Source organism: Microbacterium sp. F2E, from assembly GCF_020905435.1.
Lineage (GTDB): Bacteria > Actinomycetota > Actinomycetes > Actinomycetales > Microbacteriaceae > Microbacterium > Microbacterium lacticum.
Window position 1 is genome coordinate 21,537 of sequence record NZ_JAJJIB010000016.1, and the last position, 19,875, is coordinate 41,411.

General features: G+C 70.6%; 20 protein-coding genes and 2 tRNA genes. 9 read left to right on the top strand and 13 right to left on the bottom strand.

What is annotated here, in order from left to right; all coding sequences use genetic code 11:
• A complete protein-coding gene (locus tag LOK55_RS11530) occupies positions 1-249 on the top strand; it encodes a hypothetical protein (RefSeq protein ID WP_196323543.1) in 249 nt (82 codons plus the stop codon).
• A gap of 7 nt (positions 250-256) precedes the next feature.
• Here the strand turns inward: LOK55_RS11530 and LOK55_RS11535 are convergent, their stop codons facing one another.
• Together LOK55_RS11535 and LOK55_RS11540 are read right to left on the bottom strand one after the other, a co-directional pair.
• Positions 257-484 (bottom strand): hypothetical protein, encoded by a 228-nt coding sequence (locus LOK55_RS11535; RefSeq protein WP_196383435.1) that lies wholly within the window; start codon positions 482-484, stop codon positions 257-259.
• Positions 484-1,101, bottom strand: a complete 618-nt coding sequence (locus tag LOK55_RS11540; RefSeq protein ID WP_229935476.1) for a helix-turn-helix domain-containing protein — start codon at positions 1,099-1,101, stop codon at positions 484-486. The genes LOK55_RS11535 and LOK55_RS11540 overlap by 1 nt, the downstream gene beginning before the upstream one ends.
• Positions 1,102-1,189: 88 nt before the next feature.
• On the opposite strand from LOK55_RS11540, the gene LOK55_RS11545 reads away from it, so the two are divergent.
• Positions 1,190-3,238, top strand: a complete 2,049-nt coding sequence (locus tag LOK55_RS11545) for a M3 family metallopeptidase (protein WP_229935477.1) — start codon at positions 1,190-1,192, stop codon at positions 3,236-3,238.
• Between the two features lie 112 nt (positions 3,239-3,350).
• Here LOK55_RS11545 and clpX read toward each other — a convergent pair whose 3' ends face one another.
• The 5 genes from clpX to LOK55_RS11570 form a co-directional block, all read right to left on the bottom strand.
• A complete protein-coding gene (gene clpX / locus LOK55_RS11550; RefSeq protein WP_229935478.1) occupies positions 3,351-4,619 on the bottom strand; it encodes an ATP-dependent Clp protease ATP-binding subunit ClpX in 1,269 nt (422 codons plus the stop codon).
• A gap of 159 nt (positions 4,620-4,778) precedes the next feature.
• Entirely contained in the window at positions 4,779-5,468 is a 690-nt protein-coding gene (locus LOK55_RS11555; RefSeq protein WP_373288696.1) for an ATP-dependent Clp protease proteolytic subunit, read from the bottom strand.
• Between the two features lie 17 nt (positions 5,469-5,485).
• Entirely contained in the window at positions 5,486-6,100 is a 615-nt protein-coding gene (locus LOK55_RS11560; RefSeq protein WP_229935479.1) for an ATP-dependent Clp protease proteolytic subunit, read from the bottom strand.
• A 174-nt stretch (positions 6,101-6,274) separates the two neighbouring features.
• Entirely contained in the window at positions 6,275-7,837 is a 1,563-nt protein-coding gene (gene tig, locus LOK55_RS11565; RefSeq protein ID WP_229935480.1) for a trigger factor, read from the bottom strand.
• Positions 7,838-7,910: 73 nt separating this feature from the next.
• Positions 7,911-7,987: transfer RNA gene (locus tag LOK55_RS11570), tRNA-Pro, on the bottom strand.
• A gap of 119 nt (positions 7,988-8,106) precedes the next feature.
• Between LOK55_RS11570 and LOK55_RS11575 the strand changes: the two genes are divergently transcribed.
• Positions 8,107-8,177 (top strand) — tRNA-Gly (locus tag LOK55_RS11575).
• A 48-nt stretch (positions 8,178-8,225) separates the two neighbouring features.
• Here the strand turns inward: LOK55_RS11575 and LOK55_RS11580 are convergent.
• Complete coding sequence (locus LOK55_RS11580) at positions 8,226-8,765, bottom strand: gamma carbonic anhydrase family protein (protein ID WP_141379995.1); 540 nt, start codon at positions 8,763-8,765, stop codon at positions 8,226-8,228.
• Between the two features lie 143 nt (positions 8,766-8,908).
• Here LOK55_RS11580 and LOK55_RS11585 point away from each other — a divergent pair, with 143 nt between their 5' ends.
• Positions 8,909-9,394: a Dps family protein gene (locus tag LOK55_RS11585; RefSeq protein ID WP_229935481.1), complete on the top strand. Its 486-nt coding sequence runs from the start codon at positions 8,909-8,911 to the stop codon at positions 9,392-9,394.
• Between the two features lie 118 nt (positions 9,395-9,512).
• Here the strand turns inward: LOK55_RS11585 and LOK55_RS11590 are convergent, their stop codons facing one another.
• The 5 genes from LOK55_RS11590 to LOK55_RS14135 form a co-directional block, all read right to left on the bottom strand.
• Positions 9,513-11,015, bottom strand: coding sequence for an amidohydrolase (locus tag LOK55_RS11590; protein WP_229935482.1), 1,503 nt, complete (start codon positions 11,013-11,015; stop codon positions 9,513-9,515).
• Positions 11,012-11,683: an FMN-binding negative transcriptional regulator gene (locus tag LOK55_RS11595; RefSeq protein WP_229935483.1), complete on the bottom strand. Its 672-nt coding sequence runs from the start codon at positions 11,681-11,683 to the stop codon at positions 11,012-11,014. Before LOK55_RS11595 ends, LOK55_RS11590 begins: the two co-directional genes overlap by 4 nt.
• 61 nt (positions 11,684-11,744) lie before the next feature.
• Positions 11,745-12,779, bottom strand: a complete 1,035-nt coding sequence (locus tag LOK55_RS11600; protein WP_141380000.1) for an Fpg/Nei family DNA glycosylase — start codon at positions 12,777-12,779, stop codon at positions 11,745-11,747.
• Positions 12,779-13,339 carry a ribose-5-phosphate isomerase gene (locus tag LOK55_RS11605; protein WP_229935484.1) on the bottom strand — a complete coding sequence of 187 codons (561 nt, stop codon included), beginning with the start codon at positions 13,337-13,339 and terminating at the stop codon, positions 12,779-12,781. The genes LOK55_RS11600 and LOK55_RS11605 overlap by 1 nt, the downstream gene beginning before the upstream one ends.
• 9 nt (positions 13,340-13,348) lie before the next feature.
• Positions 13,349-13,477, bottom strand: a complete 129-nt coding sequence (locus tag LOK55_RS14135; protein ID WP_268252556.1) for a hypothetical protein — start codon at positions 13,475-13,477, stop codon at positions 13,349-13,351.
• Between the two features lie 117 nt (positions 13,478-13,594).
• On the opposite strand from LOK55_RS14135, the gene pepN reads away from it, so the two are divergent.
• From pepN to LOK55_RS11630, 5 genes are all read left to right on the top strand, one after another.
• Positions 13,595-16,147 carry an aminopeptidase N gene (gene pepN / locus LOK55_RS11610; protein WP_229935485.1) on the top strand — a complete coding sequence of 851 codons (2,553 nt, stop codon included), beginning with the start codon at positions 13,595-13,597 and terminating at the stop codon, positions 16,145-16,147.
• Between the two features lie 119 nt (positions 16,148-16,266).
• Positions 16,267-17,217, top strand: a complete 951-nt coding sequence (locus LOK55_RS11615) for an ABC transporter ATP-binding protein (protein WP_229935486.1) — start codon at positions 16,267-16,269, stop codon at positions 17,215-17,217.
• Positions 17,214-18,035, top strand: coding sequence for an ABC transporter permease (locus tag LOK55_RS11620; RefSeq protein ID WP_229935487.1), 822 nt, complete (start codon positions 17,214-17,216; stop codon positions 18,033-18,035). Before LOK55_RS11615 ends, LOK55_RS11620 begins: the two co-directional genes overlap by 4 nt.
• A 90-nt stretch (positions 18,036-18,125) precedes the next feature.
• On the top strand, positions 18,126-19,409 hold the full coding sequence (locus LOK55_RS11625; protein ID WP_229935488.1) for a mechanosensitive ion channel family protein: 1,284 nt from the start codon (positions 18,126-18,128) through the stop codon (positions 19,407-19,409).
• Positions 19,406-19,861 carry a globin gene (locus LOK55_RS11630; RefSeq protein ID WP_229935489.1) on the top strand — a complete coding sequence of 152 codons (456 nt, stop codon included), beginning with the start codon at positions 19,406-19,408 and terminating at the stop codon, positions 19,859-19,861. The genes LOK55_RS11625 and LOK55_RS11630 overlap by 4 nt, the downstream gene beginning before the upstream one ends.
• Positions 19,862-19,875 lie beyond the last annotated feature (14 nt).

A 19,875-nucleotide genomic window follows, 5' to 3' on the forward strand; every position in this document is an offset into this window, starting at 1 on the left:
ATGCAGCTCGGCACGCGGTGGACGAGCGGCGACGAGCCGCCCGCGGCCGTGCCCGCGAGTCTCCGCCCGCAGATCGCCGCCGTCGACCGCGCGCTGCCGACCGACGACCTCGGTCAGCCGCGCCCGCGGTGGACGCTGACCTTCCTCGAAGGGCGCCCCATCGCCGAGCTCGACACCGGAATGGTCGTCGAGCAGACAGCATCGGGGGCGGTCGTCGTGCGCCACGACGACGAGGACGAGTTCGGCTGACCGCGCCTCAGCGGATGCCGAGCAGGTAGGCGCGGGCGTGCTCCCGGTCGCGATGGGTGGCGGCGACGTCCTCGAGTGCCGCCGCGTCGCTCGCGGTGCACGCGTCGGTCAGGCGCTGCGCCCGACGGGCCATCCGCTCGGCGACGCCGACCGAGATCCAGGTCGCCAGGGCGAGTGCGAGCCGCTCCGCCGGCGTCGGATGCAGACGCGCACGCGTGCTCTCGATGAGTGCCATCAGCTGCCTTCTCTCACTCGTGGGCCGTCGATCGGGAACATGTCCAGTCGGATGAGGTACGGGCGCACGTCGTCGCCCTCCTGGTCGCGGTGCGTGCGCACCGCCTCGGTGATGATCGCGGCGATGCGGTCTCTGACGTCTTCGAACTGCTCGCGTGTGAGGCGTGCGTTGGCCGTGGACAGTTCCGCGGCCTCTTCGAGCGCGTCGTCGGAGCTCCACGACTGTGCGAGGAACCGCATCAGCTGGTCGTGGCGCTGCCGGTAGGTCTCGGTCACGACGATCTGCGACGCGGCGAGGCCCGACGGGGTGCGGACCGCCTCGGGAGTCGAGATCGTCACCGACCCCTTCGGTCGCTCCCACCAGCGCTCGCGGGCCGTCCCGCGTCCGTCGACCTCGCGGATGAGGTCGTGCTTCGCGAGGGCACGCAGGTGGTAGCTCGTGGCGCCGCTCGACTCCCCCAGCTGGTCGGCGAGCGAGCTCGCGGTCTGCGGGCCATACTGGCTGAGGATGTCGAAGATCCGCACACGCAGGGGGTGGGCCAGCGCCTTCAGCGCGCCCGCGTCGAGCAGGCGGTTCTGTGCCTCGTCCACCGGTTCGGTCTGCTCGTTTGCTGCCATAACTTTCACGGTAGCAATGCAAAGGCTTCTTTGCAATTGATTGTTTGCAACTAGTCGTTTGCAAGGCGGATGCCTCTAGGCTGGCCGCATGGCCGATGCGAATCCCCTGCTGTCCCCCGCCACTCTCCCCTATGGACTTCCCGACTACCGGGAGATCGCACCGGAGCACTACCTGCCCGCTTTCGAGGAGGCGTTCGCGGAGCACCGTCGCGAGATCAACGCCATCACGCGCGTTCGCTCGATGCCCACGTTCGAGAACACCGTCGTCGCGCTGGAGCGCTCGGGCGACCTGCTCGGGCGCGTGGCGCGCACCTTCTACACCGTTTCCTCGGCCGATGCGACCGCCGACATCCAGCAGATCGAGGAGAATCTCGCTCCGCTGATGGCCGCACACAACGACGCCGTCCAGCTCGATAGCGCCCTGTACTGGCGCATCGCGACCCTGCACGAGCGCCTCGACGAGCTCGACCTCGACGCGGAGCAGCGCTACCTCGTCGAACGGCACTACCGCGAGATGACGCACGCCGGTGCGGGGCTCGACGACGCCGAGAAGGAACGACTGACCGAGCTGAACCAGCGACTCTCGGTGCTCACCACCACCTTCGAGAAGAACCTCCTCGCCGACACGAACGACCTTGCGGTGGTCTTCGACGACGCCGTCGAGCTCGACGGCCTCACGGACGGCGAGCTGTCGGCCGCCGCGCAGAACGCCGCCGACCGGGGGCTCCCCGGTCGCTACGTCGTGACGCTCACGCTGTTCACGGGGCATCCGTATCTGTCGAGCCTGACCGATCGCGAGAGCCGTCGGCGGCTGCTCGAAGCCTCGCGCAGCCGGGGTTCGCGCGGCAACGAGCACGACAACCGTGACGTGCTGCGCGAGATCGTGCGACTGCGCGCCGAGCGAGCGGCACTGCTCGGCTACCCGAGCCACGCCGCCTACGTCACGAGCGACGAGACCGCCGGGTCGCCGGGGGCCGTGCACGATCTGCTGCGGCGCCTCGCCGTACCGGCTGCCCGAAACGCCCGCGCCGAGGCGGCGGCGCTGCAGGCGATCGTGGATGCCGAGGACGAACCCTTCCCGATCGACGCGCATGACTGGGCGTACTACACCGAGCGCGTCCGCGCGGCGGAGTACGACCTCGACCGCACGGCCCTGCGCCCCTGGTTCGAGGCCGAGCGTGTGCTGCAGGACGGTGTGTTCCGCGCGGCGACGGAGCTCTACGGCATCACGTTCACCGAGCGGGACGACCTCCCCGGCTACCACCCCGACGTGCGGGTGTTCGAAGTGCGCGAAGCCGACGGCTCGCCGCTCGGGCTCTACCTGCTCGACCTGTACACGCGCGACACCAAGCGGGGCGGCGCGTGGATGAACTCGATCGTCTCGCAATCGGCCCTGCGCGGCACGTCGCCGGTCGTCGTCAACAACCTCAACGTGCCGCGGCCGGCCGAGGGGCAGCCGACGCTCCTCACGCTCGACGAGGTGACGACCCTGTTCCACGAGTTCGGCCACGCGCTGCACGGACTGTTCGCGACGGTGACCTACCCGCACTTCGCGGGCACGAACGTCTTCCGCGACTTCGTCGAGTTCCCGAGTCAGGTCAACGAGATGTGGATCCTATGGCCCGAGGTGCTCGCGTCGTACGCCCGCCACATCGACACCGACGAGCCGCTGCCGGCCGCGGTCACCGAGAAGCTGCACGCGTCGGAGGCTTTCAACCAGGGCTTCGCGACGAGCGAGTACCTCGCCGCGGCGTGGATCGACCAGGCCTGGCACTCGCTGGGCGCCGAGGAGGCGGCGGCGGTGACGGATGTCGCGGACTTCGAGGCATCCGCCCTCGCCGACATCGGCCTCGATAATCCACTCGTGCCGACGCGCTACTCGTCGACCTACTTCGCGCACGTGTTCTCGGGCGGTTACAGCGCCGGGTACTACTCGTACATCTGGAGCGAGGTGCTCGACGCCGACACCGTCGAGTGGTTCACCGAGAACGGCGGACTCGCGCGTGCGAACGGCGACCGCTTCCGCCAGCGACTGCTGGGCGTCGGCGGCTCGAAGGATCCGCTCGAGGCGTACCGCGACTTCCGCGGGCGGGATGCCGAGATCGCACCCCTGCTCGCCCGCCGCGGCCTGGCGTGACGCCTCGCCTTCGGCGTGCCCGCCCCGTCGACGTGCAGGCGGTGCGGGCGGCCGGCGTGGCCACCGACCTACGGCGAGCTCCGCGGACGCCGCGCCGTCGCTGGGCGTGGGCTCACGCGCTCTTGCGCTTGCGCTCCAGGACGAGCGTCGGAGGCGCACCCTCGGTGACGGCGGCGGGGGTCACGATGACCTTGGCGACGTCTTCGGTCGACGGGATGTCGAACATGATCGGACCGAGCACGTCTTCGAGGATCGCGCGGAGGCCGCGCGCACCGGTCTTGCGCGCGACGGCGAGATCGGCGATCGCGCGGAGCGCGTCATCCTCGAACTCGAGCTCGGCGCCGTCGAGCTCGAACATGCGCTGATACTGCTTCACGAACGCGTTCTTCGGGCCGGTGAGGATCTCGATCAGCGCCTCCTGGTCGAGCGGCGCGACCGCGGTGACGACGGGCAGGCGGCCGATGAACTCGGGGATGAGACCGAACTTGTGCAGGTCTTCGGGCTCGACCTCGCTGAACAGGTCGAGCTCCTTGCCCTTCTCCTGCAGCGGGGCGCCGAAGCCGACGCCGTGATTGCCGACGCGCGACGAGATGATGTCCTCGAGACCCGCGAACGCGCCCGCGACGATGAACAGCACGTTCGTCGTGTCGATCTGGATGAACTCCTGATGCGGGTGCTTGCGCCCGCCCTGCGGCGGCACCGAGGCGACGGTGCCCTCGAGGATCTTCAGCAGCGCCTGCTGCACGCCCTCGCCGGACACGTCGCGGGTGATCGAGGGGTTCTCGGCCTTGCGGGCGATCTTGTCGACCTCGTCGATGTAGATGATGCCCGTCTCGGCACGCTTCACGTCGAAGTCGGCGGCCTGCAGCAGCTTCAGCAGGATGTTCTCGACGTCTTCGCCGACGTAGCCCGCCTCGGTCAGCGCCGTGGCGTCCGCGACGGCGAACGGCACATTCAGGCGCTTGGCGAGCGTCTGCGCCAGATACGTCTTGCCGCAGCCGGTGGGCCCGAGGAGCAGGATGTTGCTCTTCGCGATCTCCACCTCGTCGGCGCGCTGCTCGGCGGGCTGCAGGGTGCCGTGCGCGCGGACCCGCTTGTAGTGGTTGTAGACCGCGACGGCGAGGGCCTTCTTCGCGGCATCCTGCCCGACGACGTACTCCTCGAGGAACGCGTAGATCTCGCGGGGCTTCGGCAGGTCGAAGTCGGCAACCGCGCCCTCCCCCGACTCGGCCATGCGCTCTTCGATGATCTCGTTGCAGAGCTCCACGCACTCGTCGCAGATGTACACGCCGGGGCCGGCGATCAGCTGCTGCACCTGCTTCTGGCTCTTGCCGCAGAAGGAGCATTTGAACAGGTCGGCGCTCTCACCGATGCGAGCCATGTTGCTCCCCCTTCAGGAACCACTCAGAATGCACTTCGAGCCTAACCGAGGCCGCCGACACATCGGCGGATTGAGTCACCGGTTGTGGACGGGACGACGAAGCCCCGCCGGTGCAACGACGGATGCGGAGCACGGCGGGGCTTCGTGGCGGGCGAGGCGTCAGGACGTGATCGCCGCGGGCTGACGCTTGCGCGAGGTCAGCACCTGGTCGACGATCCCGTACTCCATCGCCTCGTGCGCGGAGAGGATCTTGTCGCGGTCGATGTCCTTATTGACCTGCTCCTGGGTGCGGTTGGTGTGCCGCGCCATGGTCTCCTCGAGCCAGGTGCGCATCCGGAGGATCTCCGCGGCCTGGATCTCGATGTCGGATGCCTGGCCATGACCGGCCTCGCCGACGGCGGGCTGGTGGATGAGGATGCGCGCGTTGGGCAGCGCCAGGCGCTTGCCGGGGGCGCCGGCTGCCAGCAGCACGGAGGCCGCGGAGGCGGCCTGCCCGAGCACGACCGTCTGGATCTGCGGCGACACGTACTGCATGGTGTCGTAGATCGCCGTCATCGCCGTGAACGAGCCGCCGGGCGAGTTGATGTACATGATGATGTCGCGGTCGGGGTCCTGCGACTCGAGCACGAGCAGCTGGGCCATGACGTCATCGGCGGACGCGTCGTCGACCTGCACGCCGAGGAAGATCACGCGGTCTTCGAACAGCTTGTTGTACGGGTCCTGGCGCTTGTAGCCGTAGGCGGTGCGCTCCTCGAACTGGGGCAGGATGTACCGGCTCTGCGGCATCAGCCCGGGCAGCTGCATGCCGCTCGGGGAATGCGACGGGGCGCCGAAGGCGGGGGTGTTCATTCGTTGTGCTCCTTCGGTCAGTTCGTGGGGGTGGTGCCGGGCAGGGTGCCGGATTCGGTGCCGCCACCACCAACGACGTCGGTCGCCGATTCGCGGATGTGGTCGACGAAGCCGTAGTCGAGCGCCTCCTGGGCGGTGAACCAGCGGTCCCGGTCGCCGTCGGCGTTGATCTGCTCGACGGACTTGCCCGTCTGCGCCGCGGTGATCTCGGCGAGGCGGCGCTTCATGTCGAGGATGAGCTGGGCCTGCGTCTGGATGTCGCTCGAGGTGCCGCCGAAACCGCCGTGCGGCTGGTGCAGCAGCACGCGCGCGTTCGGCGTGATGTAGCGCTTGCCCTTGGTGCCGGCGGTCAGCAGCAGCTGGCCCATCGAGGCGGCCATGCCGATGCCGACCGTGACGATGTCGTTCGGCACGAACTGCATCGTGTCGTAGATCGCCATGCCGGCCGTGATCGACCCACCGGGCGAGTTGACGTAGAGGTAGATGTCCTTCTCGGAATCCTCCGCGGCCAGCAGAAGGATCTTCGCGCAGATCTCGTTCGCGTTCTCGTCGCGCACCTCCGACCCGAGCCAGATGATGCGGTCCTTCAACAGCCTGTCGAAGACGCTGGTGGCGAGCAGTGGTTCAGCCATGGATACTCCTGATGTGCGGGTTTCCTTACGTCATCGAATCTACCGAGGCGGAGAGCACCCTCCGCCCGTGTTCGCCGTCGGCGGAGCGCCGTGTCGGCGACACGACGAAGGGTCGGATGCCTCGGCATCCGACCCTTCGTCCTGAACGATTCCGTTCGGGCTATCGCCTCGAGATCACTCGGCGTCGGCCTTCTTCGCCGGAGCCTTCTTCGCGGCGGGCTTGCGCGCCGCCGGCTTCTTGGCGGCCGACTTCTCGGCATCGGCGTCGGCATCCGCCTTCTCGGCGTCGGCATCCGCCTTCTCGGCGTCGGCCTTCTTGGCCGGAGCCTTCTTGGCGGGCGCCTTCTTGGCGGGGGCCTTCTTCGCCGGAGCCTTCTCGGCGGCGGCCTCGGCGTCGGCGGCCTCGTCGGCGATCTCCTGCGCCTCCTCGACGACCTCTTCCTCGAGCGCGTCCTCGTCCTCGGGTGCGATGAAGCCCGTCAGGTCGACCGGCTTGCCGTCGGTGTCGACGACGGTGACCTTGCCGAGCGCGATCGCGAGGGCCTTGTTGCGGGCGACCTCGCCGACGAGCGCGGGCAGCTGGTTCTGGGCCTGCAGCGCCTCGACGAACTCCTGCGGGGCCATGCCGTACTGCGCGGCCGACTGGATGAGGTATTGGGTCAGCTCGTCCTGCGAGACCTGCACGTCGTGCGCCTCGGCGAGCTTGTCGAGGATCATCTGGGTGCGGAACTGCTTCTCGCTGGCCTCAGTGACCTCGGCGCGGTGCACGTCGTCTTCCAGGCGGCCCTCGCCCTCGAGGTGCGCGTGCACCTCGTCTTCGACGAGTTGGGCCGGCACCGGGATCTCGACGGCGGCGATCAGCGCGTCGACGAGCTTGTCGCGCGCGGCGGCGCCCTGCACGTAGACCGACTGCTCGGCGAGGCGCTCGGCGAGGCTGTCGCGCAGCTCGGCGATCGTGTCGAACTCGCTCGCCATCTGGGCGAAGTCGTCGTCGGCGTCGGGCAGCTCGCGCTCCTTGACGGCGGTGACGCTCACCGAGACCTCGGCCTCGTCGCCGGCGTGGTCGCCGCCGACGAGCGTCGAGCGGAACGTGGTGTCCTCACCGGCGGTGAGCGAGTCGATGGCCTCGTCAATGCCCTGCAGCAGCTCGCCCGAGCCGACCTCGTACGACACGCCCTCGGCGCGGTCGATCTCGGTGCCGTCGATGGTGGCGACGAGGTTCAGCTCGACGAAGTCGCCCGTCTTGGCGGGGCGGTCGACGGTCACCAGCGTGCCGAAGCGGCCGCGCAGGCGGTCGAGCTCGGCGTCGATGGCGGCGTCGTCGGTGGCGACGGGCTCGATCTCGACGGTGACGTCCTTCAGCTCGGGCAGGTCGAACTCGGGGCGGACGTCGACCTCGACCTCGACCTTGAGGTCGCCGGAGAAGTCGTTCTCGTTCGGCCACTCGATGACCTCGGCGGTGGGGCGACCGACGGTGCGCACCTCGTTGGCGGTGACGGCCTCACGGTAGAAGCCGTCGAGGCCCTCGCTGACCGCGTGCTCGATGACCGCGCCACGGCCGACGCGCTGGTCGATGATCGGGGCGGGCACCTTGCCCTTGCGGAAGCCGGGGATCTGGATGTCCTGCGCGATGTGCTCGTAGGCGTGCGCGATCGAGGGCTTGAGCTCGTCGGGGGTGACCGAGATGTGCAGCTTCACCCGGGTGGGGCTGAGCTTCTCGACGGTGCTGGTGACCATGCCTGTTCGTTCTCCTCTTGTTCGGCCACGCCAGGGCGCGGCCGGGGTCTGGGGTCTGGGTCTATGGGGCCGGTGGTCGGGGCGACAGGATTTGAACCTGCGGCCTCCCGCTCCCAAAGCGGGCGCTCTACCAAGCTGAGCTACGCCCCGGGCGCGCACGCGAGCGAGCGCCGATTCACGGCCGGTGGTCAGTCTAGCCGAACCGACCTTGTAGACTCTTCGAGATGCCGCGCACACCGGCATCCACCCCCGGCTTCTCCGCCGGATGCGGGGCTGTAGCTTAATGGTAAAGCCTTAGTCTTCCAAACTAATGACGCGGGTTCGATTCCCGTCAGCCCCTCCGCCTCCCCCTCGTCCGACGCGCGTCCGACGCACGCGTGCCGCGGCTTCAGCGCACGTCGGATGCCTGGGCGTGCGCGGCCGAGTGCGCGCGGTAGATCTCGGCGTTGCGCAGAATGCCGGCGCGCTCGTCGTCGGTGAGCTCGCGCCGCACCTTCGCGGGAACGCCCGCGACGAGCGACCCGTCGGGGACGACCGTGCCCTCGAGCACCACGGCACCGCCGGCGACCAGGCATCCCGCCCCGATGACGGCGCCGGAGAGCACGACGCTCCCCATGCCGATCAGCGAGCCGTCGCCGATCGTGCAGCCGTGCACGACCGCGTTGTGGCCGACCGACACGTTCTCGCCGATCACGACGGGCGAGCCCCGGTCGACGTGCACCGAGACGTTGTCCTGCAGGTTGCTCCCCGCACCGAGGACGATCGGGGCGCTGTCGCCGCGGACCACCGCGTTGTACCAGACGCTCGCCCCCTCGGCGAGGGTCACGTCGCCGATCACGCGCGCACCGGAGGCGACGAACGCGCTCTCGTGCAGGCGGGGGGTCCCGGCGGGAACGGAGAGGATCGAGGCGTCGTCGGCGATCGTCATGGCTCCGACGATAGCCCGAGCGGCCGCGCGTTTCGGCGCGTGTCGCACCGGCGTAAGCCGAGCCTTCTCTTGCTTGCGGAATGCCGGGTGCTGAGTAGCGTTACAGGTGATGGGGGGAATCCCCGACGAATGGAGGCTTCATCATGAGCAAGACGCAGACGATCTCGACGACCGCCGCGAGCCCCGAGGCATCCGCGAGCACGGCGCAGTTCCTGACCCCGGTGGCGCTCGGCCTGCAGGCCCTCGCGGTCAACGGCAAGCAGGCGCACTGGAACGTGCGCGGCAGCAACTTCATCGCGATCCACGAGCTTCTCGACTCGGTCGTCGCCAACGCGCAGGGCTTCGCCGACCTCGCCGCGGAGCGCATCGTCGCCCTCGGCCTGCCGATCGACGCGCGCGTGTCGACCATCGCCGAGAAGGTGCCGGCCACGACCGTTCCCGCCGGGTTCGCGCAGTGGCAGGACGAGATCACCGCGATCGTCGCCGACATGGATGCCGTGATCGCCGACGTGCAGGCCGCGATCGACGGTCTCGCCGAGACCGACCTGACGAGCCAGGACGTCGCCATCGCGATCAAGGCGGGCCTCGAGAAGGACCGCTGGTTCCTCTCCGCGCACCTCGCCGCGTGAGCGGACGCTGATCGCCGAAAGCTGACGGATGCCCCGGGCCGACGCCCGGGGCATCCGTGCGTCTGGCGGGGGGTGCGCGCCGTGCACGGGCTTGTCCGGCACCTCGGCCCCGGCGCGGTCAGCGAGCGTGGGTGAGCCGCCCGGCGAGGAGTGTCGCCTGCACCTCGGTGGCGCGGAGGGACGGCTCGTCCGCCGTCAGCGGGTCGCGGTCGACCACGACGAGGTCTGCGACGTCGCCGGGAACGAGCGTCGCACGGGCGAGCGAACCCGCGCCCGTCGACGCGGCGAGCGCCGTCGCCGCGTCGACGGCCTGATCGGGATGCCACGGCTCGCGCCCGTCGCGCGTGCGATGGACGGCGGCGGCCATCGCCGCCCAGGGGTCGAGGGCGGCGACGGGCGCATCCGAACCGAAGAGCAGATTCGCGCCGGCGTCGGCGAGAGAGCGCAGCGGATAGGCGATCGCGGTCTGCTCGGCCCAGATGGTGTCGGTCATGTCGCGGTCGTCGATCGCATGTTCGGGCTGCACGCTCGCCCCCACGCCGAGGCGCGCGAACCGCGGGATGTCGGCGTGGGCGACCAGCTGCGCGTGCTCGATGGTGCCCGTCGCGCCGGTGAGGGCGAACGCGTCGAGCGCGTGCGAGTTCGCGAGGTCGCCGATGGCGTGCACGGCGCAGGACAGGCCGCCGCCCGTGGCGCGGGTCATCAGGTCGGCGAGCGCGTCCGGCGCCACCGTCAGCACGCCGTGGTTGTGCGGGTCGCCGGGGTAGGAGTGCGAGCACGCGGCGGTACGGGTGCCGAGCGAGCCGTCGGTGATCACCTTCAGTGAGCCGACCCGCACGAGGCCGTCGGGATCGAGCGCGTCACCGGTCGCGAGCCCCTCGGCGAGCGCGCGCTCGAGCTGCGCGGGATAGATGCCGAAGCGGATGCGGGTGGTGTCGAACCCGGCCTCGAGGCGGCGCGCCCACGCCTCCGCGTTCCACGCCATGTCGAGGTCGACGACGCCGACGATCCCCCGCGTCGCGGCGCGGTCGAGGGCGCCCCGCACCAGCCGGTCGCCGAGAAGCGGATCGGCGGCGTTGAGGCGGCGCGAGATCTCGAAGGCCGGCTCTTCGCGCACGAGCCCGCTCTCCTCGATCGTGTAGCCCTCGCGTCGGAAGGCGGCGGTGTTCATCCAGACACTGTGCACGTCGGCGTTGATGAGGTAGGTCGGCACCGACCCGGTGTGCTCGTCGAGGAGCGCAAGGGTCGGGGCATCCGGCCACAGCGCATCGCGGAACCCGGTGCCCACGCGGCGGTCGCCCTCGAGCACGGCGGCGGCGCCCATGAGGGCGGCGGCCTCGCGCGCGGTCCGCGTCTCGTGGAGCGGCTGGCGCTGGGCGACGAGGGCCCACTGCACCGTGTGCACGTGATGGTCCCAGAGCCCGGGGATCACCCAGCCGCCGTCGGCGTCGACGACGATCCCGCGGTGGGGCAGCGCGCCGGCGGGGGCGAGGTCGACGATGCGCCCGCCGGACAGGTGCACGTCGACGAGGTCATCGCCGAACGGGTCGAGCCGATCGACCCCGGTCAGGCGCGCCCGCGCGATGACGGCGGGACGCTCCCCGCGGCCGGCCCCGCTCACCGCTCGCCCCGCGCGGCGCGGAGCGCCCCGTGGGCGCGGCGCATCTCGTCGGGCAGCCGCGGATCGGCGTACGGGCTCGCACCGGCGTCGAGTTCGGCGATGATCGTGTCGACGACGACCTCGTCGGACTTGTTCTGGCTGAGCTTGCGCTTGGCGACGACCTTGGTCGGCCTCAGCCGGAACCCGACCGTGCCGCGTTCGAGGCGTCGCACGTACTCCTCGTCGTTCGGCGCCTGCCACATGAGCCGCGGCTGCGGCAGGCTCTGCTCGAACCGCGCGACCAGCCGGTCGAGCACGCGCAGGTTCTCCTCCGGGCTCAGCACCTCGGGCACGCCGCTCAGGTGCACCGACACGAAGTTCCACGTCGGCACGCTCGCCACGTCGCCGTACCAGCCGGGCGAGATGTACCCGTGCGGCCCCTGCACGACGACCAGCAGCTCACGCTCCCCCAGCCCGTGGATCGCGTCGTCGGGTTTGCCGACGTGTCCCACGATCGTGAGGTCGCCGGAGCCCCCGGCGGAGTCGTCGGGCTCATCGAGCAGCACGGCGTAATGGGAGGCGACGAGGCCGTCCGGACCCGAGCTCACGATCGTGACCCAGGGGTTCGCGTGGATGAGTCGGCGCATCTCCGTGGCATCCGTCATGGCGAAACTGGGATTCTGCCTCACGCGGCGCCTCCTGAGCTGACGATGATTCCGACGGCGCCTGCGGTTCCGACGCCGGACTCGTCTACTTCTGGCACGACGGGCACCAGTAGAGCTTACGGGCGCCCATCTCTTCGAGCACGATCTCGGTGCCGCAGACACGGCACGGCAGCCCGGCGCGGTGGTACACCCAGTGCCGGTCGTCGCGGTGCGCCATGGCACGGCGGTAGGCCTCGGGGTCGAGGTCGTCCATCGTCATCATCTGGCCGGTCTCGACGCCGATCACGAGCAGGCGCGACCAGTCGCGCCAGATGCTGCGGACGACCTCTTCGGGAACCAGCTTGCCGGGGGTGTGCGGGTCGAGGAGCGCGCGGTAGAGGAGCTCCGCCCGGTACACGTTGCCGATGCCGCTGACGACCGACTGGTCCATCAGCAGCAGCCCGATCGGCGTCGGCTTGCGGCGCACGACCTCGGTGAAGCGCTCCTCGCCCGCGACCGGGTCGTCGACGAGCGGATCGGGCCCGAGCTTCGCGATCGTCGCCTGCACCTCATCGGGGGTCTGCAGCTCGCACGCCGTGGGGCCGCGGAGGTCGGCGCAGGTGATGTCGGTCATGAGCCGCAGCCGCACCTGTCCGACGACGGGCGGCGGCCACTCGTCGGCGTCGTCGTGGTCACCGGGTGCGTCGAGCCCGCGGGTCTGCTCGCTCATCCGCACGTGCACGCGTGCACGGCGGGGCGCTCCGATGGAGGTCAGCGAGTTCTCGCCGGCGGCATCGAGCACGGGAGCGTCCCCGTCGAGGTCCGAATCCACGAGATCGGTGCCGCGCTGGTTCGTCTGGCCCATCCGGCCGTTCGCCGACGCGATGGTCGGGTCGACGAGGATCTCCCCCGCGAAGTCCCACGCGCCGTACATGCCGAGGTGCACCCGCAACCACAGATCGCCGTCGAACGCGAGGAACATCTGCTTGCCGACGGCGCGCACCGACACCGCCTCGCGGCCGTCGAGCAGGGCCGCGCCCTCCGCGAAGCGCCCCTGCGGGCTCGACGCGGCGACGACCCGGCCGACGTAGTTGCGGTCGAACTGGCGCGCGATCCGGTGGACGGAGTGACCCTCGGGCATCAGCCGGCTTCGGGATCGAAGGCGTCGACGGACTCGCCGCCGTGCGGGGCATCCGCCACGCCGTCCGTCCCGAGACCGGCACGCGGGTCGGGCTCGAGGGTGCCGTAGGTCTCGAACGCCGCGAGCTGTGCGATGCGGCGCGCGTGGCGCTCCTCACCCGAGAAGGGCGTGGCGATGAAGCGGTCGATGAAGCCGATCGCCTCGTCGACGGTGTGCTGGCGGGCGCCGATCGAGATGACGTTCGCGTCGTTGTGCTCACGCGCGAGCTCGGCGGTGGCGAGGCTCCAGACGAGCGCGGCACGGATGCCCCGCACCTTGTTCGCGGCGATCTGCTCGCCGTTGCCGGAACCACCGAACACGATCCCGAGGGCGGGAACACCGGCGGACTGATCGGCGATGACGGCTTGGGCGGCACGGATGCAGAACGCCGGGTAGTCGTCGAGCGGGTCGTACTCGAGCGGACCGTGGTCCACGACGTCGTGGCCGCGTTCGGCGAGGTGATGCTGCAGCTGCGTCGAGAACTCGAGGCCCGCGTGATCGGTCGCGATGTGGATGCGCATGCCCCCATCCTAGGGAGCGTCCGAGGGAGCGTCCTCGGCCTCGAGCGCCACGAAGACCTCTTCCGCACCGTCGGCGTGCTCGGCGCCCTCCGCCACCACAAGCACCTCTTCGACGACCTGCCCACGGCGATCGGGCACGCGCGTGATCACGTCAGACGTGAGCGGTGCGGCACGACGCCGTAGGCTTGACAAGTTGCCGTCGGCGCCAGCAGCGCCGGTCCGCGGCATCCCACCCTCACCCTTGGGAGCAACGCAGTGCCTGGACAGAACCTCACCCGCCTCGAAGCGCAGGACCGCCGCGCGCTCGTCTCGACCGACAGCTACGCCGTCGAGCTCGACCTGACGACGGGCCCCGACGTGTTCCGCTCGCGCACCGTCGTGCGCTTCACCGCCACCGAGGGCGCGTCGACCTTCATCGACCTGATCGCGCGGGACGTCCGCGAGATCACGCTGAACGGCGTGGCGATCGACCCGGCCGCCGCCTTCGCCGACTCGCGCATCGCGCTCGACGGCCTCGCCGCCGAGAACGAGCTCGTCGTCGACGCCGACTGCCTCTACACGAACACCGGCGAGGGTCTGCATCGCTTCGTCGACCCCGTCGACGGCGAGGTGTACCTCTACTCGCAGTTCGAGGTGCCCGACTCGCGCCGCGTGTTTGCGGTGTTCGAGCAGCCCGACCTGAAGGCGACCTTCCAGTTCACGATCACCGCGCCCGCGGCGTGGAAGGTCATCTCCAACTCCCCTACGCCCGAGCCCGTGCCGGCCGAAGGCGCCGAGGCCGCGGCGACGTGGACGTTCGAGCCCACCCCGCGCATCTCCTCGTACATCACCGCGATCGTCGCGGGCCCGTATGAGTCGACGTTCTCGGAGCTGCAGAGCGCCTCCGGCCGCACCATCCCGCTCGGGGTCTACGGCCGCAAGAGCCTCTGGCACCACCTCGACGCCGACTACATCTTCGACAAGACCCGCGAGGGGTTCGCGTACTACGAGGAGAAGTTCGGCTACCCGTACCCGTTCGCGAAGTACGACCAGCTGTTCGTCCCCGAGTTCAACGCGGGCGCGATGGAGAACGCGGGCGCGGTGACGTTCACCGAGACCTACGTCTTCCGCTCGAAGGTGACCGACGCCGTCAAGGAGCGCCGCGTCGTCACGATCCTGCACGAGCTCGCGCACATGTGGTTCGGCGACCTCGTCACCATGAAGTGGTGGAACGACCTCTGGCTGAACGAGTCGTTCGCCGAGTGGGCCTCGACCATCGCGACCGCCGAGGCCACGGAGTGGACCGGCGCGTGGACGACCTTCAACGCGATGGAGAAGACCTGGGCGTACCGCCAGGACCAGCTGCCCTCGACGCACCCGGTCGTCGCGGAGATCAACGACCTCCATGATGTCGAGGTGAACTTCGACGGCATCACCTACGCCAAGGGCGGTTCGGTGCTCAAGCAGCTGACCTCCTGGGTCGGCATCGACGAGTTCTTCGCCGGCGTCGGCGCGTACTTCCAGAAGCACGCCTTCGGCAACACCGAGCTCGCCGACCTGCTCGTCGAGCTCGAGGCCACGAGCGGGCGCGAACTCGGCACCTGGTCGAAGAAGTGGCTCGAGACGGCGGGCGTCAACACGCTCGCCCCCGAGATCAAGACGGATGCCGCGGGGAAGATCACGCGCTTCGCGATCGTGCAGACGGCGCCCGCCGACTACCCGACGATCCGCCCGCACCGCCTGGGCGTCGGCTTCTACAGCCTCGACGGCGACGCCCTGGTGCGCACGCACCACGTGGAGCTCGACGTCGACGGCGACCTCACCGAGGTCCCCGAGCTCACCGGCCTCGCCCAGCCCGACCTCGTGCTGCTGAACGACGAGGACCTCGCCTACGCGAAGATCCGTCTCGACGCCCGCTCGCTCGAGACGGCGATCGCGCACCTCGGCGGCATCGCCGACCCGCTCGCGCGCTCGCTCGTCTGGGGTGCGGCGTGGGATCAGACGCGTGATGCGGAGGCCTCGGCATCCGACTACGTCGACCTGGTGCTCCGCAACATCGGCGCCGAGACCGAGTCGACGACGGTGCGGACGACCCTCGGCCAGCTGCAACTCGCCGCGAACTCGTACGTCGCCCCCGAGAAGCGCACAGCCACGCGCGAGAAGGTCGCCGACGGCCTCTGGGCGCTGGCGCAGGCGGCCGAGGCCGGCAGCGACAGCCAGCTGCAGTTCGTCACGGGCTTCGCGAGCGCCGCGGCCACTCCCGCGCAGTGGGAGCAGGTGCGCGCGCTCCGGGACGGCGACACGACCCTCGCCGGACTCGAGATCGACGCCGACCTGTCGTGGGCGCTGCTGGTCTCGCTCGCCGCGGGCGGGCTCGTCACGGCCGCCGACATCGACGCTGCCCTCGCCGCCGACAACACGGCGAAGGGCGGCGAGTTCGCGGCGCAGGCCAAGGCGGCCCTCCCCGACGAGGCATCCAAGCGCGCCGCGTGGGCCTCGCTCATCGACACCGCCGACCTGCCGAACACCGTCGTGCGCGCCGCCTCGGCCGGGTTCGTGCACCCCGCCGGCGTCGACGCGCTCGAGGCGTTCGTCGCGCCGTACTTCGACATGCTGCTGCCGATCTGGGACAGCCGCACGTACCACATCGCCGAGTACCTGATCATCGGGCTGTACCCGGCGCCGCTCGCGAACGTCGCCCTGCGCGACGCGACCCGGGCCTGGCTCGCCGAGCACTCCGACGCCCCCGCGGCGCTTCGCCGCCTCGTGCGCGAGAACCTCGCCGGCGTCGAGCGGGCCCTCGCGGTGCAGCAGCGCGACGCGCAGTGATCCGGCCCTAACGCCGGAGCGATCACGGGCGGGTGTCATCCTTTCGGACGACACCCGCCCGCCGTATCTCCACCTTCCGCCGGACGCCGGCCCCGGATCGCTCGCGTAGCGTCGAAGACATGATCGTCGCCGAGAACCTCACCAAGAGATACGGATCCACCACCGCCGTCGACGGCGTCTCGTTCACCGTGCGACCGGGGCTCGTCACCGGCTTCCTCGGACCGAACGGCGCCGGGAAGTCGACCACCATGCGGATGATCGTGGGCCTGGATGCCCCGAACGACGGCAGTGTCACCGTCGGCGGCCAGCGCTACGCGCAGAGCCGCACGCCGCTGACCGAGGTGGGCGTGCTGCTCGATGCCAAGGCCGTGCACACCGGCCGCTCCGCCCGTGCGCACCTGCGGGCGATGGCGGCGACCCACGGCATCCCGAACAGCCGCGTCGACGAGGTGATCGCCCTCACCGGGCTCGAAGCGGTGGCCCGCAAGCGCGCCGGCAAGTTCTCGCTCGGCATGGGCCAGCGCCTCGGCATCGCCGCCGCCCTCCTCGGCGACCCGTCGACCCTCATCCTCGACGAGCCGGTGAACGGCCTCGACCCCGAAGGGGTGCGGTGGGTGCGCGAGTTCGTGCGCCACCTCGCACGCGAGGGACGCACCGTGCTCCTCTCCAGCCACCTCATGAGCGAGATGGCGCAGACCGCCGACCACGTGATCGTGCTCGGCTGCGGGCGCGTGCTCGCCGACGCGCCGCTCGGAGAGCTCGTCGCGGCGTGGACGGCGAACGAGGTGCTCGTGCGCACGCCCCGACCCGCCGACCTGGCCGCCGCGCTCGCGACGATCGACCCGGCACGCGCCGGGGATGCCGGCGGCGCGGGCGGCGACGTCGCCGTCGAGGACGCCGGCGACGGCACCCTGCGGGTCGTGGGCCTCCCCGCCGCCGCCATCGGCGATGTCGCCGCCGCACGAGGCATCCCGCTTCACGAACTGACCCCGCGCACCGGATCGCTCGAAGAGGCCTACCTCGCCCTCACCGAGGGCTCGGTGCAGTACAAGACCAAGGAGATCGCATGACCACCGCCGCCCCCGCCGGCACCCGCGCCGCGGCGCCCGCGCCCGCACGGCCCGCCTCCCCCTACCGGCTCTCGTTCGGCCGGGTGGTGCGCAGCGAGTGGATCAAGCTGCTGACGCTCCGCTCGACCTGGTGGTCGCTCGCCGTCACCGTGGTGCTCTCGCTCGCGATCTCGCTGATGATGGCCTCGGCCGCCCGCGACTTCGGCGGCGGCCTGTCGCCCGTCATGACCATCGTCATGCCGATGCAGTTCACGATGCTCGTCGCCGGCATCCTCGGCGCGATCGCGGTCACCGGCGAGTACTCCACCGGCATGATCCGCTCGACGTTCACCGCCGAGCCGCATCGCGGCGCCGTGCTCGCCGCGAAGGCGATCGTCGTCGGCGTCGTGATGGCGCTCGCGACCGCGCTCACGTACCTCGTCGCGATCCTGCTCACCGCCCCGATCCTCGGCAGCGCCGGCATCGACTGGTCCGACCCGGCGCAGTCGTGGACTCCGCTCGCGGCGGGCGTCTTCGCGATGGCGATGTTCGCGCTCATCGGCGTGGGCTTCGGCTTCCTGATCCGCAACGGCGCCGGCGCGATCGCGGCGACCGTCGGCGTGCTGTTCGTGCTGCCGATCGTCACGAACATGTTCGTCTTCGCCGGCGAGAGCTGGCAGTGGCTCGTGGATGCCGGGCAGTACCTGCCCATGTCGGCGGCCCAGATGGCGACGACGCCCGCCGGCGACGATGCGCTGCAGGGCATCATCACCCTCGCGGCGTGGCCCGCGGCGCTGCTGCTGGCCGCCTGGGTGGCGCTGCGCACCCGCGACGCCTGAGCGGGCGCGCGCCCGGGCTGAAGAGCCCGGGCGCGGTGCGCCTGAGGGGCACTCAACCACGCCATAGCCACCGCCGTTAGGATCGGAGCGATGATGTGGCGCATTGACTCCGGCTCGGGCGAGACGACGCCCGCCATCACCGACCCGGATTTCTGGCAGCGCGTACTGAAGTGGCTCGGCGAGGCGGGGATGAACCTCCTCACCGTCGCCCTGATCATCGTGGGCGCACTGCTCGCCTCGTGGGTGCTGCGCCTGGTGATCCACCGCGGAGTCGAACGCATCGTGTCGGGCGCGAAGACCAAGGCGAACGTCGACGACACCCAGGCGCTCGAACGCTCCCCGCTCGCCGCGATGCGACTCGTGCAGCGGACGCGCACCCTCGGGTCGATCCTGCAGAACATCGTCAACGTCACTCTGGTGATCATCGCCGTGCTCCTGATCATCAACGTGCTCGCCCCCGGCGTCGCCGGCTCGTTCGCACTGCTGTCGGCGGCGATCGGCGCCGGCCTCGGCTTCGGTGCGCAGAACATCGTCAAGGACGTGCTGAACGGCATCTTCATCGTCGCGGAGGATCAGGTCGGCATCGGCGATGTGGTCGACCTCGGCCTCGCCACCGGCATCGTCGAGTACGTGAGCGTGCGCGTCACGCACGTGCGCGACGTCAACGGCACGCTCTGGTACGTGCGCAACGGCGAGATCACCCGCATCGGCAACATGTCGCAGGGGTGGTCGCGTGTCATCCTCGACCTCGCCGTGCCCGCCGACGTCGACATCGACGAGGTCGAGGAGACGATGCTCGGCGCCGCGAAGTCGCTCGCGAAGGACCCGAAGTGGCGCACGCGCATCATCGAGCAGCCCGAGATCTGGGGCCTCGAGTCGATCGCCGGCGACGCGCTCGTGATCCGTCTCGTGATGAAGACGCGCGCGAACGCGAAGGACGACGTGGCCCGCGAGCTGCGGATGCGCCTGAAGCGCGCCGTCGACGACCTCGGCATCCAGCTCCCGTCGCTCAACACCGTCGTCCTCGCCGGGCTCGAGGGCGCCCAGCGGGTGCGGGGCGCCAACCCGCCGCGCACGCGCCCGACGCCCGTGACGACCGTGGACGACGCCTCGGCGGCGACCCCGCGCGCCACGAAGCCTCCGCGCGGCGCGAAGACACCGCGCGGCGCGAAGGCGAAGGCGGAGGCGAAGACCCAGGCCGGCACGCCCGAGGCCGAGCCCACCGACGGCCGCGCGATCTGGCGACCGCGGAAGGACGGCTCGCCCGGGAGCGGTGACGCGCCGGCGCAGGACGACGCCCCCGCGACCTCCTCCGAGGCATCCGCCGCGCCTCCCGCGAAGCCCGACACCGGCGCGGAAGGAGCATCGTCATGACGGATGCCACACCCCGCAGCTTCTACGACGAGGTCGGTGGTCACGACACCTTCGTGCGGCTCGTCGACGCCTTCTACCGCGGTGTCGCCACCGACGAGGTGCTGAAGCCGATGTACCCCGAGGACGATCTCGGTCCGGCGGCCGTCCGCCTCACGATGTTCCTCGAGCAGTACTGGGGCGGCCCGACGACCTACAGCGAGCAGCGCGGCCACCCGCGGCTGCGGATGCGGCACAACCCCTTCCACATCGACCCCGACGCGCGCGACCGCTGGCTCGCGCACATGCGCGCCGCCGTCGACGAGCTCGGCCTGTCGCCGCTCCACGAAGCGACGCTGTGGGACTATCTGGAGCGAGCCGCGTTCGCGATGGTGAACACGGTCGAGCCGAGCGGCATCGGCCCCGCACGCCCGGCACCGTCGCCGTCGCTGACCGTCCACCCCGAGACCACCTGAGCGCACCGTCGCGC